This window comes from Luteibacter sp. PvP120 (assembly GCF_054055715.1).
The window spans coordinates 237,069-253,505 of record NZ_JBSRXP010000001.1 but is presented as its reverse complement, the minus strand read 5'-3'; the positions used below and the strand labels follow the sequence as shown (position 1 = coordinate 253,505).

The 16,437-nt window shown below is 63.5% G+C and carries 11 protein-coding genes; 6 read left to right on the top strand and 5 right to left on the bottom strand.

Annotation, left to right across the window (positions count from 1 at the left end; genetic code table 11):
- Nucleotides 1–250 precede the first annotated feature (250 nt).
- The 4 genes from ACVKN3_RS01070 to ACVKN3_RS01055 all read left to right on the top strand — a co-directional run bounded on the left by ACVKN3_RS01070 (nucleotide 251) and on the right by ACVKN3_RS01055 (nucleotide 6,767).
- The gene (locus ACVKN3_RS01070) at nucleotides 251–1,684 is read left to right on the top strand and encodes an MFS transporter (RefSeq protein ID WP_354513395.1); all 1,434 of its coding nucleotides are present in this window, start codon (nucleotides 251–253) and stop codon (nucleotides 1,682–1,684) included.
- 142 nt (nucleotides 1,685–1,826) lie between these two features.
- Nucleotides 1,827–3,125, top strand: coding sequence for an MFS transporter (locus tag ACVKN3_RS01065; RefSeq protein ID WP_456991216.1), 1,299 nt, complete (start codon nucleotides 1,827–1,829; stop codon nucleotides 3,123–3,125).
- Between the two features lie 128 nt (nucleotides 3,126–3,253).
- Nucleotides 3,254–5,788 (top strand): TonB-dependent receptor domain-containing protein, encoded by a 2,535-nt coding sequence (locus tag ACVKN3_RS01060; RefSeq protein ID WP_354513087.1) that lies wholly within the window; start codon nucleotides 3,254–3,256, stop codon nucleotides 5,786–5,788.
- 4 nt (nucleotides 5,789–5,792) lie between these two features.
- On the top strand, nucleotides 5,793–6,767 hold the full coding sequence (locus ACVKN3_RS01055; RefSeq protein WP_354513089.1) for a glycerophosphodiester phosphodiesterase family protein: 975 nt from the start codon (nucleotides 5,793–5,795) through the stop codon (nucleotides 6,765–6,767).
- Nucleotides 6,768–7,543: 776 nt separating this feature from the next.
- Here ACVKN3_RS01055 and ACVKN3_RS01050 read toward each other — a convergent pair.
- The 5 genes from ACVKN3_RS01050 to ACVKN3_RS01030 all read right to left on the bottom strand — a co-directional run bounded on the left by ACVKN3_RS01050 (nucleotide 7,544) and on the right by ACVKN3_RS01030 (nucleotide 13,232).
- Nucleotides 7,544–9,217 (bottom strand): methyl-accepting chemotaxis protein, encoded by a 1,674-nt coding sequence (locus tag ACVKN3_RS01050; RefSeq protein WP_354513091.1) that lies wholly within the window; start codon nucleotides 9,215–9,217, stop codon nucleotides 7,544–7,546.
- A gap of 62 nt (nucleotides 9,218–9,279) precedes the next feature.
- Entirely contained in the window at nucleotides 9,280–9,645 is a 366-nt protein-coding gene (locus ACVKN3_RS01045; RefSeq protein ID WP_354513093.1) for a hypothetical protein, read from the bottom strand.
- 7 nt (nucleotides 9,646–9,652) lie between these two features.
- The gene (locus ACVKN3_RS01040) at nucleotides 9,653–10,012 is read right to left on the bottom strand and encodes a hypothetical protein (RefSeq protein WP_285404833.1); all 360 of its coding nucleotides are present in this window, start codon (nucleotides 10,010–10,012) and stop codon (nucleotides 9,653–9,655) included.
- Nucleotides 10,013–10,139: 127 nt separating this feature from the next.
- The gene (locus ACVKN3_RS01035) at nucleotides 10,140–12,974 is read right to left on the bottom strand and encodes a type 2 lanthipeptide synthetase LanM family protein (protein ID WP_354513095.1); all 2,835 of its coding nucleotides are present in this window, start codon (nucleotides 12,972–12,974) and stop codon (nucleotides 10,140–10,142) included.
- A 69-nt stretch (nucleotides 12,975–13,043) separates the two neighbouring features.
- Nucleotides 13,044–13,232, bottom strand: coding sequence for a DUF6229 family protein (locus tag ACVKN3_RS01030; protein WP_036141379.1), 189 nt, complete (start codon nucleotides 13,230–13,232; stop codon nucleotides 13,044–13,046).
- Between the two features lie 287 nt (nucleotides 13,233–13,519).
- Between ACVKN3_RS01030 and ACVKN3_RS01025 the strand changes: the two genes are divergently transcribed.
- Complete coding sequence (locus tag ACVKN3_RS01025) at nucleotides 13,520–15,127, top strand: cyclic peptide export ABC transporter (RefSeq protein ID WP_354513097.1); 1,608 nt, start codon at nucleotides 13,520–13,522, stop codon at nucleotides 15,125–15,127.
- Nucleotides 15,128–15,322: 195 nt separating this feature from the next.
- The gene (locus tag ACVKN3_RS01020) at nucleotides 15,323–16,414 is read left to right on the top strand and encodes a hypothetical protein (protein ID WP_354513099.1); all 1,092 of its coding nucleotides are present in this window, start codon (nucleotides 15,323–15,325) and stop codon (nucleotides 16,412–16,414) included.
- Nucleotides 16,415–16,437 lie beyond the last annotated feature (23 nt).

The following is a 16,437-nucleotide window of genomic DNA, read 5'->3' as shown; positions in this document are numbered from 1 at the left end:
CCAGCCCCTCGCCTTTACAAGGGCGACAGGCGGCCATGATGCTGCGTCCGCAACATGCGGTAAGCCCGGTGCCATGACATAACGGTGGCTGGAGGAGATACCCATGACCGTTTCAACCACAGCGCGGACCGGTGGCGCGCACGCCGAGCCGTCCGCCGACGGGCGCGGCCGCGCAGGACGTGGTCGGTTGCGCAAGGGCGAGACGCCGCGGACGGAGCGAGCCGCCCTGTCGTTTTGGCAGATATGGAACATGTGCTTCGGTTTCCTCGGCCTCCAGTTCGGGCTCGCGCTGCAGAACGCCAATGTCAGCCGGATATTCCAGACGCTGGGCGCGAACGTGAACGACATCCCTGCCCTATGGATCGCCGCGCCACTGACGGGGCTGATCGTGCAACCCATCGTCGGTCACTACTCCGACCGCACCTGGAACCGCCTGGGTCGACGCCGGCCCTACTTCCTGGTCGGGGCCGTGTTCGCCTCGCTGGCCCTCCTGTGGATGCCGAACGCGCCGGCGCTATGGATGGCGGCCGGTCTGCTGTGGATCCTGGATGCGTCCATCAACGTATCGATGGAGCCGTTCCGCGCGTTGGTGGGCGACCAGTTGCCCACGCGGCAGGCACCCACGGGTTTTGCGATGCAGAGCTTCTTCATCGGCGCCGGTGCCGTGGTCGCCTCCCTGTTGCCCTGGGTCCTGGCACGGTTCGGCATCGCCAACGTAGCGACGGACGGAGCCATCCCCGACACGGTCAAGTACGCGTTCTATGCCGGGGGCGCGGTGCTGCTGGGTGCGGTGCTCTGGACCATGCTGACTACGCGCGAATACTCGCCGGCACAGTTGCGTTCGTTCACCGACAACGTACCCGAAGGTCCGTCGGTGGACGTATCGCCGGCTCGCCGCCCAGGTCTGCTTCTGCTATCGGCCGGTGCCGTGGTCCTGATCGCGATCAGGTACTTCGCGCTTGAAAAGGAGGTTTACCTGCTGGCCGGCGGCCTGATCGCCTTCGGCGCGCTATTCACCTGGCTGAGCCGTACGCGCAGTCACGGCATGCTGCGTGAGGTGATGGGCGACCTCTATGGCATGCCCGTGTCGATGCGGCGACTGGCCGGGGTGCAGTTGTTCTCGTGGTTCGCGTTGTTTGCGATGTGGATCTACACCACGGCGGGCGTCACCCAGACGCTCTACGCCACCACCGATACCACCTCAGCCGCGTACAACGAGGGGGCCAACTGGGTCGGCGTGCTGTTCGCGGCCTATAACGGATTCGGCGCGCTGGCCGCGGTGGTCATCCCGTTGATGGTGCGCCGTTGGGGCCTGCGCATCAGCCACGTGGTGAACCTGTGCCTGGGTGGCGCGGGCTTGCTGTCGTTCCTCTACATCCACGATCCACGCTGGCTGCTCGCCTCGATGGTGGGGGTCGGCTTTGCGTGGGCCTCCATTCTGTCGCTGCCCTATGCGTTGCTTTCGGACCATCTGCCGACGGCGAAGATGGGCGTCTACATGGGTATCTTCAACTTCTTCATCGTGATTCCCCAGGTGCTTGCGGCAAGCATCCTGGGATTGCTGCTGCGCCTGTGCTTCCACAACCAACCCATCTGGGCGCTTGGCCTGGGCGGTGTCAGCCTTCTCATTGCCGGCCTTTGCACCCTGCGTGTTCCCGAGCCGGGGCGCTGGCCTGTCGCATAAGTCCGCACCCGCCCGCTTTTGTTGCACTGCGGTTTGCAATCGATTGCATAGATAGGCACGCTGCGACCCCGGAAGTGGGGACGTTGCACGAATGAGCGGATGCAGACCGATCGATGGAGACACGATGACGACCGACCATCGCATAACGCGAGAGGTGCCCAGGCGTACTTTGCGCCTCGGGCAGATCCTCAACATGAATGTCGGTTTCTTCGGCATCCAGTTCGGATTTGGATTGCAGCAGGGCAACATGAGCCCGATCTACAAATACCTGGGAGCCGACGATGCGGCGCTCCCCGTACTGTGGTTGGCCGGCCCTGTAACCGGCCTGCTTATCCAGCCGCTGATCGGTGCCCTGAGTGATCGCACCACCTCGCGCTTCGGCCGACGTACCCCGTACTTCGTCATCGGGGCGCTGCTCTGCAGCGTCTGCCTGTTCGTCATGCCCAACAGCGGCACGCTGTGGATGGCTGCGGGCCTGCTGTGGATGCTGGACGCCGCGGCAAACGTCGCCATGGAGCCCTACCGGGCCTTTGTCAACGACATGCTCAATCCCGCCCAGCGCGCAGCAGGCTATATGGTGCAAAGTGCCTTTACGGGTTTGTCCCAGACCGCGGCCTACCTGATACCGTCGTTCCTGATCCTGATGGGCATGCGCGCCGACCGGATGAATGCGCACGGCCTGCCGTCTATCGTGGAAATCGCCTTCACCGTGGGCGGTGTGGTGTCTGTCGCGTCCGTGGCATGGTCGGTCTACACGACACGCGAGGCGCCGGCAGCAATCGTGGCGAATGCCCCCATGTCCATGCGTGCCGCGTTGGTAGACGTCTACGACGCCGTGCGGGAGATGCCCGCCGCCATGCGGCAACTCGGCGCGATGATGCTGTTCCAGTGGTACGCCATGTTTTGCTACTGGCAGTACGTCGCCCTGTCACTCTCGCGAACGCTTTATGGGACGACCGACGCGCACGATCCGCACTTCCTCGATGCTGTGTTGCTGAGCGGACGCATCGGCGGTTTCTACAACTTCATCGCGTTTGTGGCGGGGTTCGCCCTGCTTCCCTTGTTGCCGAAGTTTGGCCCCGCACGGCTGCACACGGGGGCGCTTCTGCTGGGCGGACTGGGTATCACGATGGTTCCTATGATCTCCAACCCCTGGCTGCTGCTGGTGCCGATGGTCGGCCTCGGCCTCGCGTGGGCGAGCATGATGGGCAACCCCTACGCCATGCTGTCCGCGGCGATACCCCAAGCGCGTGCGGGCGTCTACATGGGCATATTCAATACGTTCATCGTGATACCCATGCTGGTCGAAGTGTTAAGCGTGCGCGCGCTTTACCGCGTGTTGGGTAACGACCCGCGGCATATCCTCGTGCTGGCCGGTGTCGCCCTTTGTGTCGCCGGCCTGCTCGCCCTCCGGGTACGCGTTCCGTCCGTGCCTGCCTGACGGCGCGCCGCGTCGCGCCGGGCCGTCACTACCTCAGTACTTACGCGTTCCTGTCACATATTTTTATTATCGTTCTTTGCAATCGATTGCATTCACTATCGATTCGTCATCATCCTCAGGGGGAATTTGTGACCATCCGCACCGCTCGTTCTGTTGCCGCTCCACTCAAGACACTGACCGTGGCCCTGCTCATCGCACTTGCCGCGCCTGCCGTGGCTCAGGATGCCCAACCGGTACCCCCACCGAAGGATGCCGCGACGAAAGACACCACCGCCCAGGACAAGGCAGTCGGCTTGTCCAACGTCGTCGTCACTGGTGCGGCTACCAAGGTCAGCCAGCTGGACGCGCCGTTCGCCATCACCACCATCGATCGCCAGCAGTACGATCGCGCCGCGCCGACCAGTCTGGTCCAGGCCATCCGGGCGGTACCGGGGTACTGGACGGAGTCGTCTGGCGGTCAGGGCGGTGGCCAGAACATCTACGTGCGCGGCCTGCCTGATGGTGGCTGGTACAACGTCCAGCTACAGCAAGATGGCCTGCCTATCTTCGACGAGCCCCAAGAGTCGTTTCTCAACATCGATACGCTCAACCGCACGGACCTGACGACCGCAGGTCTGGAGGTTGTCACCGGCGGTACCTCGCCCATCTACGCGAACAATGCCGCGGGTGGCACGGTGAACCTGATCTCGCGCTGGGGCACCACCCAGCCCACCGGGGCGCTACGTGTGACTGGAGGTTCGGACGACCTTCGCCGTCTCGAGGGTTATGCCTCCGGCCCCATCACCGACAAGATCCTGTATAGCGTGGGTGGCTTTGCCCGCGACGACAGCGGTTTTCGCAACGCCGGCTACAAGGGCGACAGCGGCAGCCAGTTGCGTACAGCGCTTTCTTTCCTGTTCGACAGTGGTCGACTGGACTGGGATGCCAGATACCTGAATGACCGTACGGCGTTTTATACCGCGACACCGCTGCGCGATCCGCGGCATGTATCGCAGTCCCTATCCCCGGCTCTCGACCCGGGCGATGGAACCATCCTGTCGAACAGCTATAGGCAACGCACGCTCGAGAGTTTCGACGGCAACGGCCGTATGGGACGTGGCAGCGATCTGGCCAACGGCATCCACACCAAGATGTTCCAGACCGGCACCTATCTGGACCTGGATCTGGGCGACAGCGGATGGACCCTCAGTAACAAGCTGCGCTACACCAACGCGGAAGTCGATTACGACACGATCTTCTCCGGTGCCAACCCCTCGGACAGCCAGGGCTACCTCGACTCGCGGCTCGCAGCAGCGTCCCGGGCGTTCCCGGGCACGACCCGTCTCGGCTATGTGGACGACGCCAGCGGCACTGACGTGGCACCGGTCAACGGACTGGTCATGGAAAGCCCCTGGTGGGCCGTGCGGACACGCGTGCGCACCGTGATCGACGACCTGCGCCTTAGCCGCACCCTCACCACGGGCTGGGGCGATCACGATGTGGCCGTCGGCCTGTACGGGGATGACTTCAGCTTCCGCCAGAGCCGCCTTTCCAGCACCCTGCTCACAACGGTACAGAACCAGGCCAGCGCACTGGACGTGCTGGCCTACAATGCGAACGGCGCTCCGATCGGTTCGGTGACCTCTCACGGATTTTCCCGCTACGGCAGCAGTGCTGTCGCCGGCGATGTCACCGGTCGCTACCTCACCGCCTACGCCGCCGATACGTGGCACATCACGCCGGCTTTCTCGCTGGACGTGGGCGTGCGCAAGACGCGTTTGCTCGACAGCGGCAGCAACGACACCACGGCCACGCGCAACCTGGGCGACTCCACCACGCTGGCCGATGACGCCGTGATGGGCTTCACCGGTGCCAGTACGACCAAGTCCGAAACACGCGATGCATTGACCTGGACCCTGGGCGCGTCCTACAAGGTTCTGGACGATACCGAGCTGTTTGCCCGCTTCACGCGCTCGCAACGCTTGCCGCGACTGCAGAACATCTACCTGCTGCAGAACCTGCCCGTGACGAACATCAAGCAGGGCGAAGCCGGCATCCGCTTCGGTGAGGACACGCTCTCGTTCTCGTCCATCGCCTACTGGAGTTCCTACAACCGGGTGTCCTTCAGCGGCCTCGTGCTCGACCCGAGCACGCAGACGATCGTCTCGCTGCCCCTGGTCGGCAAGACCCGCACGTACGGCCTGGAGAACTCGGTCAACTGGCGGCCTTACCACGTGTTCGGCCTGGCTGCCAGCCTGACCGCGCAGGACCCGGAAACACTGAGCCTTTCCGCGCCAGGCGGAGTCGATGCCGCCGCTTACCAGGGCAAGCAGCTGCCACGCATTCCGAAGTGGATGGGCAGTCTCACCCCCACCGCCTACTTCTCGCTCGGCGGCGTACCGATGGAGTGGTCGGTCACCGTTTTCCACACCGCATCGCGATATGTGGACTTCGCCAACCAGACGTCACTCCCCGGCTATACCACCTACGACTCCAGTCTCCTGGCAAAGCTACAGCCGAATCTCACCTTGCAGCTCTCGGGCAGCAACCTGACCAACTCCCACGGCCTCACCGAAGGCAATCCCCGCACCGACACGCTTGCCGGACAGGGCACGGTAGAGCCGATCTACGCGCGGGCTATCTTCGGACGCTTGTGGCAAGCCTCCGTCACGTACAACTGGTGATTCGATGACCTTCCGGCGCACCGCCCGGTATGCCTGTACAGCAGGCCTATTCCTGCTGACAGGGTTCGCGCTGGATGCCAACGCATCCAGCGCATCGTTCGCAGCCAACGAAGCCCGACTGGCTCATCCCGACGGAAAGGTGATGGTGGTCTCGCATCGCGGATGCTGGAAATACACGGCCGAGAACTCCCTGTCGGGCATCGATAAGTGCGTGGCATTGGGCGTCGACATGGTGGAGATCGACGTCCGTCGTACGCGCGACGGTGACATGGTGCTGATGCACGATGACACCGTCGACCGCACGACCAACGGCCACGGCAAGGTGCGCGATCTCACCGCTAGGGAGGTCCGTTCCCTTCGCCAGCGCGCCCATGGCGGCGGCAACGAGCCGCTTACCGACCAGCACGTGCCGACCCTCGATGAAGCACTCGACCGGGTCAAGGGCCGCATCCTGGTCAATCTGGACATCAAGGACGACGACATCTACGACGCGGTCATTGCCCGGGTGCTGGCCAGAAAGATGGGCCCCCAGGTACTGGTCAAGCGATCACTCGACACCGATCGGGATGACGTACAGCGCTGGGGCAGGCAGCTGCCCTTCTCGGTCGTCCTCCCGGTCACCGCGCATGGCCCGGGTGCCAGTGAGCTGATACGACGCTGCAACGACCTGCCCGTGGTCGCCGTGGAATTGTTGCTTGGACCGGGTACCGGACTCGACGGCGTGGCCAGCGCCGCGCGCTCCCTTTCGATCCACGTCTGGGTGAACACCCTGGCTACCGATGTCGCCAGTCATCGCCCCATGAACATGTCCGCCGGCCATGACGATGTAGCAGCGCAGAAGAATCCGGATGCTGCTTGGGGCTGGCTGTTCGATCATGGCGTCGACATCATCCAGACCGACGAACCTGCCCGTGCGCTCGACTACTTCACGAAGCGTGGCCTCCACGCCGATGTGGCTTCTCGACCGACAGGACAGTGACTATCCGACCACCATTTGTGCCCTCCTCTCACCGCGAGGATGGATGGACGAGAATGATGTATTGAGTCTGCACGTAGCGAGTCGGTAAAGATGGCCTCGCTATAATAAGAGCGTTAGCGACGACGGCGACCGCGTTTGATTCGCCGACCTTCGTAACACTCGAAGCTTGATCTAAGTTTAAAAACTGAATTTTCTGTCGATTTACGCGCGACCCGATGCGATTCGCACAAAGGCTTGATCACAGCGGCCGAGAAGCCAGGAATTCTTTCACCAATCGGATTTAGTACATGGTTGCTTATGTTCTTCAGTATACGTTTGACGAAGTCAGAGTCGGAAAGTCCCAGTGTCGCTATCACATCGTCATCAATGGAGTCACGGTTGCTTCGAACTGTGTCCCAGGGTTTTGGTCGAGTCGGCGGTCCGCGCAGGACGCAGCTCAGCGTCACGCAAAAGACTTCATTGAGCAGGCGTCAGGTTCGTTGACCGCTGAACCGGATGTTGGCCACTGCGACTCGAAGCTTCGGGTCTTCGCTGGCAAGGCGAGCGGATCTCGGATGCAGCCTCGGGCCCTCCCAGGGGGTGTTCGGTTCGGCATCAGAGTTGCGGCATCTGCTCGCGGCCGTAGCTTGCTATGAAGTTGCAAGCTAGCAGTACCTCTTGCCGATCGACGGTTTTCCGCAACGGCGTCAGGAAGGCATAAAGGCGCTTCCGCGGATCGGCCGGGACCAAGACGAACGCTGGTCCCGGCCGATGCATGGGCGCCTCAGCCCACCTCCTCAGAACTCGCGCCACATACCCTGATCGCCGCCGGCGACGGCAAGGCTGCGCGGCGCCATGGCAGACATGACGACCGACATGGATCGGCGTACGGGCGCTTCAGGTACTTGCGGTTCCGTCCTGGCCTGCACCGATGGAGCAGCGCCAGTCACGGAGAAGAACGAGACCTTACGAAGCAATTCCTGCGAGAGGTCCGAGGCATTCTTGCTTGCTGCGCTGGCCTCTTCGACCAGGGCCGCGTTCTGCTGGGTGACATCATCCAGGGTGACCACCGCATTGTTGACCTGGCTGATACCGGCGGCCTGCTCCTGACACGCCGCTGCGATCTCCTCGACAATGGCGTTGACCGAGCGCACGCCGGCGGATATCTCGCTCAACACGGTCCCCGTACGGCCCACCAGGGTAGCGCCCACATCCACGCTGGCCACGGTGGAGACGACAAGTGATTTGATGTCCTTGGCGGCCGCCGCACTTCGCTGGGCCAGATTCCGGACCTCGGCGGCTACCACGGCGAAGCCCCTGCCCTGGTCTCCCGCGCGTGCCGCTTCCACCGCAGCGTTCAAGGCCAGCAGGTTGGTCTGGAAGGCAATCTCGTCGATCAGCGTAACGATCTCGCCGATCTGTTTGCTCGCCTGCGTGATGGAGGCCATCGCCTCGGTCGCCTCTGCCGAGACCTTGCTGCCCAGTTCGGAGTCGCCTCGTACCCGCAGGGTCAGTTGCTTGGCCTGTTCTGCCCCGTCCGCGTTCTGCTTCACGGCAGAAGCCAGTTCCTCCATCGAGGCGGCGGTTTCTTCCAGCGAGCTGGCCTGCTCCTGCGTTCGCTGCGACAGATCGTCGTTGCCCTGGGCGATGTCGCCTGCCGACGACGACACTTCCTGCGAAATGTGCCGTACGTCGGTGACGATGCTGGCCAGGCGCTTGTCCATGTTGTCCAGGGCCAACAAGGTGTCGGCAAACTCGTCGTTACCCGATACCACCGTGACGTTGTTAAGGCGTCCTGCTTCAATGGCCTGGGCCAGCGCCCGTGCCTTGCCCAGGGGAACCAACACGCTACGGGCCAGTGTCATGGCGATGGCGAGAAGTGCCATCACGCTTACCATAAGCGCAGCGACGGACAGGTTGCGCGTTTGAACATAGCTGCCGTTGGCGAAGGTGGCAGCGTCGCCGGCCTGGCGGGCGTTGATGCCTGCCAGGACATCCATCTTTTCCGCCAGACGTCCCAGCGCCGGCCCGGCGATCTGAATCTGCAGCTGCCGCACTTCGTCGAGCTTGCCCGCTTCGAGAAGCGAAATTTCCTTTTCGACCACGGGTAACGATTTGGTGCGCTCGGCAAGATAAGCATCCGCGGCCTGTCGTTCCTCCGTCGAGCTGACATTGGCCGGATAGTACCGGGCCCATGCCTTGGCTTCCTTGTCGGACTCCGCATGAATACGCTGACCGATGCCGCCAAGGGTCGGGTCGACGATGGCTCGCAGGAACGCGACGCGTTCATTGAGGATCGCTTGCTTTACTTCGGCGATCTGCATCATGGAGGTGACGTTGGACGTGTACATCTCATCGGCGAGAACATGAACCTTCTTGACACCTTCCAGCCCTGTCCCGCCGAGAACGAGCATTAGCCCCAAGGCGATACCCATGGCTGAAAAGATTTTTGCGCGAACGGAAAATCGCATGATGGGTCCCCTGGATGTCGGGCTTAAGCCCAGTGATGAAGCAAAAAAAAAGCGAAGACGGATTACTCGACCCCGTCGGTCGGCCAACACGCGATGCGCGCCGGGGCCGACGTACCCTGGTGCGGAGACGCGCATACCCACCCCTGACCCTTCGCCGCATGGGCGAGGGTAAGTCGGATGCCCGAGGGCGCCATCGAAAGCGTGCCGACCTGGGTCGCGGATCGAATGGAGGCTGTACAGCCCGGCGATCCGGCCCGCACGGAGACGATGTCCCAATGGTCGACGGCATGGGTATCACTGCGATCGACGACCAGCGACGCGCCTGATGTGACAAACGCCAGGCAGGTCGTCTCGGCGGTCATCGCTGTCGCTACCTGGGTTTCGCCCAGGCAGAGCCCTAACGCCAGGACGATGCGCAGCGCACGCATGACCGCTTCACCGCCCATCGATCGTCGTCACGGCATCGGCGGCGGTAGCGATGACACGTTCGACAAGGGCTCGCGAGAGGGTCCTGTCCCCTCCCATGCGCCGAGCACTGACGGGCGCGTCCTGAAGCGCCTGGGACGCCTCGCAAAGTGACATGCAGCGGATTTGTTCGGCGAGGTTCGAAAGGAGCCCCGCACGGAACAGGACTTCATCGACATCACGATCGGCGAACGCATCCAGCAGGGCAAGCGCATCCTCGGCGATCGCCTGCTGGCAGGTTCGGTGAATCACGTTGTTCACGGTAACGGCGGAAAGCCGCGCCTTGTCGGGCCGGACGCCCGATACCCCCTTGAATGACCACAACGACATGACTTTCCATCCATCGAGTTTTCACTCGATATGCACATGCCATGCCAAGTTTAAGTCATTGTTTTTATTAAAGCCTCGCGAATCAAGCGTGTATTGAAATGACCATATTCGGCATTTATACCATTTTTCAGCAAGATTCCCCTACCCTGCACTCCATCAGCAGCGGCGAGGGGATATCGCACTCCGGATGCATGCGATTCAACTGGTGGATCGACCCGGAGATGCCGCTCATCAGGCCCGGCGTGAACGCGTCACGCGCCAGGCCGCCGACGATGCCGTGTTCTTCGATGCTCGACAGGATGATCGCGATACCCGGCAGTTCCTCCGGCGGTACCAGGCCGGGATCGATCCGGCGGGCTCGCATCAAAAGTTCCCATGTACTCAGGTCGCCATGGCACAGCGTGTGGCTGTAGCCCCATCCGCCCTGGACGGCGGCGCGCACCGCACGCTCCAGCGTGCTCAGGTGACGGGCCTGCCCGGTACGCGCGTAAAGGTCACACGCGGCCAAGCCGATCCCGACGCTGCCATGGCACCAGGTGTTGGCGAAGTCGCGGCTGTCGGGTTTGCGGATGTCGATCCAGTTGCGGCCTTCGGCGTCGTAGAGCGATTCCTCGAAATCGAAAGCCCGCTCTGCGAGGGCGAGCCAACGCTGTCGATCGGCCGCCGTGCCCGACGGGCTGAGGCCCAGGCGAACCAGGGCCCAGCCGGTGCCGGTCGCACCGTGGGCGAACCCGCCGATGGGTTCGCTGAAGATCGAGGCGGGCCAGCGTGCGCCGCGCGCGTCGACGATGGCCGTGGCTTCCAGTCGATGGCCTGCGCGTGCCGCCAGGGCCAGCCAGCGCGCATCGCCCGTGGTGTCGGCCAGGTGCAAAAGGGGGACGATGGCGCCGCTCACGCCTTCGAGCATGTCGAGAACGCGCTCGTTCGCGATGTCCCAGCGTTCCATCACGGACGCCTGCTTGATGGCGTTGGCGAGCAAGCCGGCTTCCGGACAAAGGCCGTCGAGGGTAAGCCAGGTAAGCACCTGGGAGCCGAGGCCCATGAAGCCGCCAATGGCTTCCGGTTCGTCGGTGTCCTCAGCCTTGCGCAGCACACGCAGCACACCGTCGAGCGCCGCCGTCACGCCTTCGACAGCGTCGGCTCGCCCTAGCGTCATCTCTCTCGCATACCCGGCCAGGGCCAGCGCAATACCCGACAGGCCCACGTAGAGGTTCGGTTGCAGGGTGCGCATCGTCCAACCGCTGCGCCCGAGGATCGGGCTGATCCAGGTCATCGTGCCGTCCCGACCGCGTACGGACAGTCGGAGCATCTGCTCGACGGTTTCCTTCGCCATCGCGCGTCGCCGGCGGTCGATGTCGTCGGCATGGGGATGGCGAGCGGAGAGGTCGTAGGGTGAGCGCTTGTCGTCGTTGAGGCGCACGTTGAGGTGCGCGGTTACCAGCGCACCGCGAATGGTCAGTTCTTCCATCTCCGGGCGCATGTCGAGCCACGCCTGGAATACGTCGTCGATCTGCGGTTGTTCCAGCACGTTGGCGAACACGGGAATATCGCCATGGCGCATGTCTTCGATCTCGGCCGCGATGGCCGCGGCGTCGGCGGGCGCGACGGGAGAAACGGCCGCGTTACGTTCGAGCAGGTCGGTCGCACGCGCGATGGCTGCGGGCTCGTCGTGCAGCGACGCCGGGTGCCAGAGCATGCGCATCACTTCGACATACGACTGGGTCGGACGACGAATGCGGCGGATACGGCTGCCTTTGAACGCGGCGACTCGCCCGGCGAGCGTGCCCGCGTGATGCAGGTCGACCAGGCGCGTCGTGAGGTCCTGGAACCCGGCGACGATATCCTCCCAGAACCGCGAGATGTCCGGATGGATGCACGGATGGTTCTTGGCCTCGTCGATCTGCACGTCGACGAGCCCGACGCGCGCATCACTGGTGCCCGCGTTGACGATCTCCGGGCCACGTATGGTGGGTTGCTCGCCCTGCAAGGCGCCGATGGCGGAAATGTCCACGCCATCCAGGCCGAGCGCGGGGGCGCGGAAGGGCACCAGTCCGGTGCGAAGGACCGATGAGCGAATGAGGGCCTGTGCCAGATCGACAGCTTCGCCCTTCCCGGACGGCGCCACCGTCTCCTCCGTGACGAACAGGCTCTCGACATCGACCACGTAGGGCACCGGACCGCAGGCGATCAGGTTCTCGTGATGGATATCGGTGCCGCCGAGCAGGCGCATGACCGCCAGCCAGTGACCTATGTTCCGGTAGAACGCGACGAGTTCCGTATCGTCTGCGCAGAAGACGTGTTCGACGTAGCGCGTCCAGCCGTAGGCGCCGCGATCCAGGACGGCTGGTACGCGGATCCGTGGCGAAACGTCGGGGAGCAGGCTTTCGAGGAAGGCTTCCAGCGCGGCATCCACGCGCAGCGAGCGCGGCTTGTACATCACGGTGCCGGCGGTGAAGACCACGCGTGCCACCGTTTGGCCGCCGTCATGGACATCGCCCTGGCCAAGGTCGAGCGAGCGCAGTTCGCCCATGGGCTGACCGAGGAACGACGCCAGCCGGCCGCGGTCGGCCGCGAGGCGGGAAGCGAGGGTGACGATGCCCCGGCCCTGCTGCCGCAGCGCGCGTTCCAGGCGGGGCCCCAGTACCGGATAGCGTTGTCGCAGCGCGAGGGGAAAGTCGGCCCCCGTGGCCTTGGCGACGAACTGCGCGAACTTCGCCGCTTCATCGCTGGCGGTCAGTTCGCCGGACAATTTCGCCGCGTGCAGTTCGAGAAGGAGGACGCGATTGAGTTTTCGTGCCGCGTTATCCAGCAGCGCGCGATCGGCGCTGCCGATGAAGATGTCTTTCTCGTCCGCGCTCAGGCCCGGCTGCGCGGTGAGCTCGTCGGCGAGTTGTCGCCTGACGTCGGCCGTCAGGAACGCGATGATCGTGGCGAACGTGTCGTTCGGCTGCGGGTCGGCCATAGGAAGAATCCGCGCGTTGGCAAAAAAATAGCCGTGGGGGTTGGCCACGGCTATCGTTACCGCCCTCTGTCAGCAGCAGAAACCCGGCCGGGAGGCCGTACAGGAGCTGCAGTTCGAAGCCAGTGCGATATCGGTACTGGTGAACGCAGCGATGGTGGTTGCATGTCCTTCGGTATAAAGCGAGCCCGCCGGATTGTCATACCCATCGACGCTATCGGCACCACTCAACCAGCCAGCCAGGATCTTGTCGGTCTGCATATTGAGATACTCCACGATGTGTTACAGGCAGGCGCCCGAATGTGGAGCAACCCCACCGCCACGGGCGCTTCAGCGGTGACGTCTCCCGCGTTGCCAGGACAAGCCGACGCAAGGTCGTTTCGACAGGCCCATGAGGCGCGTCGTCAAGCGGCATCTTGTATGAAAACCACGCCATGCCTGACTGACCATGCCGAATTTGCGCCCAACGCGACGGACACGCGGGCATCCCAGGTGTGACAGTGCGCGGGTGAGCCGGGTTTCGCGGTCTCCCTCAACCGGACCAGTCGATGATTCTCAAGCGTTTCCTCCGCCGGCATCGCCCTGCATTAGTCGCCGCGGTCGTCCTCTCCGCGATGAGCGCGATATCGACCATGGCTTTGCTGTCACACATCAATCGGATGGCCGCGGGAGGGCTTCTCGCATTGGGTGCGAGGCCACTGGCCACGGGTATCGGCTGGCTCCTCGCGCTACTGGCGTCCAGTGGTGCGTCCCAGTTCATCCTGGCGCGCCTGGGCGCATCGCTTGTGGCGCAGTTGCGCGTGGACCTTTCGAACCGGTTCATCGACCTCGAATACGAGGCACTAGCAACGACGAAGCATTCCATCGTGGGCTCCCTGATCGAGGACGTGGCGAGCATCGCCCCGCTGGTACTGGTTGCGCCCCTGCTCGCCTACAACGTCTTGCTGGCTGCCCTGTACGCCGGCTATCTCGCGAGCGTGTCGTTACCGCTGCTAGGCACCCTGCTCGCTTTCCTCTGCTCGACGCTGCTGGTCTCGCTCACGCTGGAGCGTTTCCTTCGCAAGCGCTTCGATCGCCTGCGTGACGCCAGCGACACGGTGTTCGAGTACTTTCGCTACCTCAGCGACGGCAAGAAGGAAATGACGCTGAACGTGTCCCGGGCGACCTATGTCGCCGACGAGCTGCTGGGGCCAGCGATCCAGCGAGCCCGTGTCCTGTCGGTGCAGGTAAACACCGGGCTGGGCTTCAACGAGGCGTGGTCGTCGGCGGTGGTCTACGGTTCGGTCTTCGTGATCGTCTACCTGGGTTACGCGGCGTTGGCGCTGCCGCAGGCGACGGTTGTCTCGTTCGTCATCGGTGCACTGTTCCTCAGCGGCCCCGTTGCGTTCATCGTGAGCGCGGCACGGCAGGTGGGCGTGGGCACGGCCAGCCTTCGTCACCTGCAGCGCGTGGGGCTGGATCTCGCCCGCGAAACCACGGCGCGGACGCCGGATACCGCGGCGGCGCCACTCTACACCTGGGATTGTATCCGGCTGGAAGATGTCTCTTACCGCTATGCAGGCGACTCTGAGTCGCGCATCGCGCTAGGGCCGGTGAACCTGGAGGTAAAGCGCGGCGAGATGGTGTTCATCGTCGGTGGCAACGGGAGCGGAAAGTCGACGCTGCTGCTCGTTCTGAGTTCATTGCTGGCACCCCACTCGGGGCGGGTCACGGTGGATGGCGTATCCCTGGATGGCAACATCCATCGTTATCGTGAGCGTTTCACGGGCGTCTTCGGCGATTTCTTCCTCTTTCCCCATGTCATCGATGCAACGGGGCAACGCCTGTCGGACCATCGTATCGGGCAGCTGTTGACGGTACTCGGGCTGGGTGCTCACGTGCAGGTGAACCAGGGCGAGTTGTCGAAGCTGACCTTGTCCACGGGCCAGCGAAAGCGCCTGGCCTTGCTGCAATGCTATGCGGAGGATCGCGAGATCTTCTTCTTCGACGAATGGGCGGCGGACCAGGACGCCCACTTCCGTGACTACTTCTATCGCACGCTGTTGCCGGAGCTGAAGGCGCGCGGCAAGACGGTTATCGCGATCAGCCACGACGACCGCTACTTCCACGTGGCCGATCGCGTCATCAAGCTGGAGGGCGGAAAGATCGTCGAGTAGCTTGCGGATGTCGGTACGGCGCCGCCCATGTGACGCACATCCTGTTTTGCTCTCCTTCCCATCCCCGACGGTGGGGGGATGGGGTCGTGGCTGCGTTGTAGTCAAGGAGTGGCCATCGGTGCGTCCCGCTGATCCTTCCGCGGACGATGCTCGTCGCCCCTCTGAATTTCCTTCCACTCAAAGGGGTAGAAAACAATGACGATCAAGAACATCCAGCGTGCCATCCCGTCGGCTGTCGCCACCGTTATCCTGGGCATCGTTCCGTTCGCCTCGGCGACCGCCACGCAGACGGACATCGCGACGCTCGCAAAGACCCAGGCGGTCCAGGCCTGGCATGAACAGGTCAAGGAAGACGGCCCGCCGGCCGAAGGGTGCTGGAGCGTGTCCTACCCCAGCCGGATATGGACCGCCGAGCGTTGCAATCCGGCTCCGAACTATCGCTCGATCCCGCCGTCGCCGACCTCCACGGGCCATTCACAGGTGAGTCGCTCGACCAGCCTTTCCGGTTCGCCGGTATCCGCCAAGGCAGGCGCCGGCGTCGACTATTCGGCGGTAACTGCGAGCCTCACGCGCTCGGCTACCGGTAGCTTTCCCACCGTGACGGGTGTCACGTCCGAGTCGGGCGCCCTGGGTGCCAACAAGTACACGCTCCAGCTCAATACCAACACCAGCGACGATGTCGCGGCGCTCGGCAATACGTCACCCTATTGCGCCGCCAACGGGTATGAAGCCTGCTCCACCTGGCAGCAGTTCATCTACTCCACCGATAACGGCAGCAACAATCCGCAGGTATTCATCCAGAACTGGCTGTTCGTCGGCCCGGGTGACTCGTGCCCGAGCGGCTGGCAATCCTTCAACACGAGCGAATACCAGGGCTGCTTCACCAATAGCCAGGCCGTCGCGGTGCCGAATGTGCCGGCAAGCAGCCTGGGCAATGTCAAGCTCGCCGGCTCGGCAACGGCCAACGGCAACGACACCGTGACCTTCACGAACGGGACGAAGGTCTACGCCATCAGCCAGCGCGACAGCACGCTGCAGATCGCCTCGACGTGGAACACGTCCGAGTTCAACGTCGTCGGCGATGGATCGAATTCGCCCGCGGCCAACTTCAACCGCGGCTCGTCCATCACCGTCAAGCTGGCCGTGAACGACGGCTCGACCCGGGCGCCGAGCTGCCTGGGTCCGAACGGCGGCGGCACCACGGGTGAGTACAACAACCTCACCCTGGGTCGCTGCACGACCTCCGGCGGCGCGACCCCGTTCATCCAGTTCACCGAGTCGAACTGATGCATGGATCGAGCTCGACGATG

What these genes read in the sequence shown, in the direction of transcription:
- ACVKN3_RS01050 (WP_354513091.1), bottom strand. Translation starts at nt 9,217, where the DNA reads ATGCGATTTTCCGTTCGCGCAAAAATCTTTTCAGCCATGGGTATCGCC.
- ACVKN3_RS01070 (WP_354513395.1), top strand. Translation starts at nt 251, where the DNA reads ATGTGCTTCGGTTTCCTCGGCCTCCAGTTCGGGCTCGCGCTGCAGAAC.
- ACVKN3_RS01030 (WP_036141379.1), bottom strand. Translation starts at nt 13,232, where the DNA reads ATGCAGACCGACAAGATCCTGGCTGGCTGGTTGAGTGGTGCCGATAGC.
- ACVKN3_RS01040 (WP_285404833.1), bottom strand. Translation starts at nt 10,012, where the DNA reads ATGTCGTTGTGGTCATTCAAGGGGGTATCGGGCGTCCGGCCCGACAAG.
- ACVKN3_RS01025 (WP_354513097.1), top strand. Translation starts at nt 13,520, where the DNA reads ATGATTCTCAAGCGTTTCCTCCGCCGGCATCGCCCTGCATTAGTCGCC.
- ACVKN3_RS01020 (WP_354513099.1), top strand. Translation starts at nt 15,323, where the DNA reads ATGACGATCAAGAACATCCAGCGTGCCATCCCGTCGGCTGTCGCCACC.
- ACVKN3_RS01055 (WP_354513089.1), top strand. Translation starts at nt 5,793, where the DNA reads ATGACCTTCCGGCGCACCGCCCGGTATGCCTGTACAGCAGGCCTATTC.
- ACVKN3_RS01045 (WP_354513093.1), bottom strand. Translation starts at nt 9,645, where the DNA reads ATGCGTGCGCTGCGCATCGTCCTGGCGTTAGGGCTCTGCCTGGGCGAA.
- ACVKN3_RS01035 (WP_354513095.1), bottom strand. Translation starts at nt 12,974, where the DNA reads ATGGCCGACCCGCAGCCGAACGACACGTTCGCCACGATCATCGCGTTC.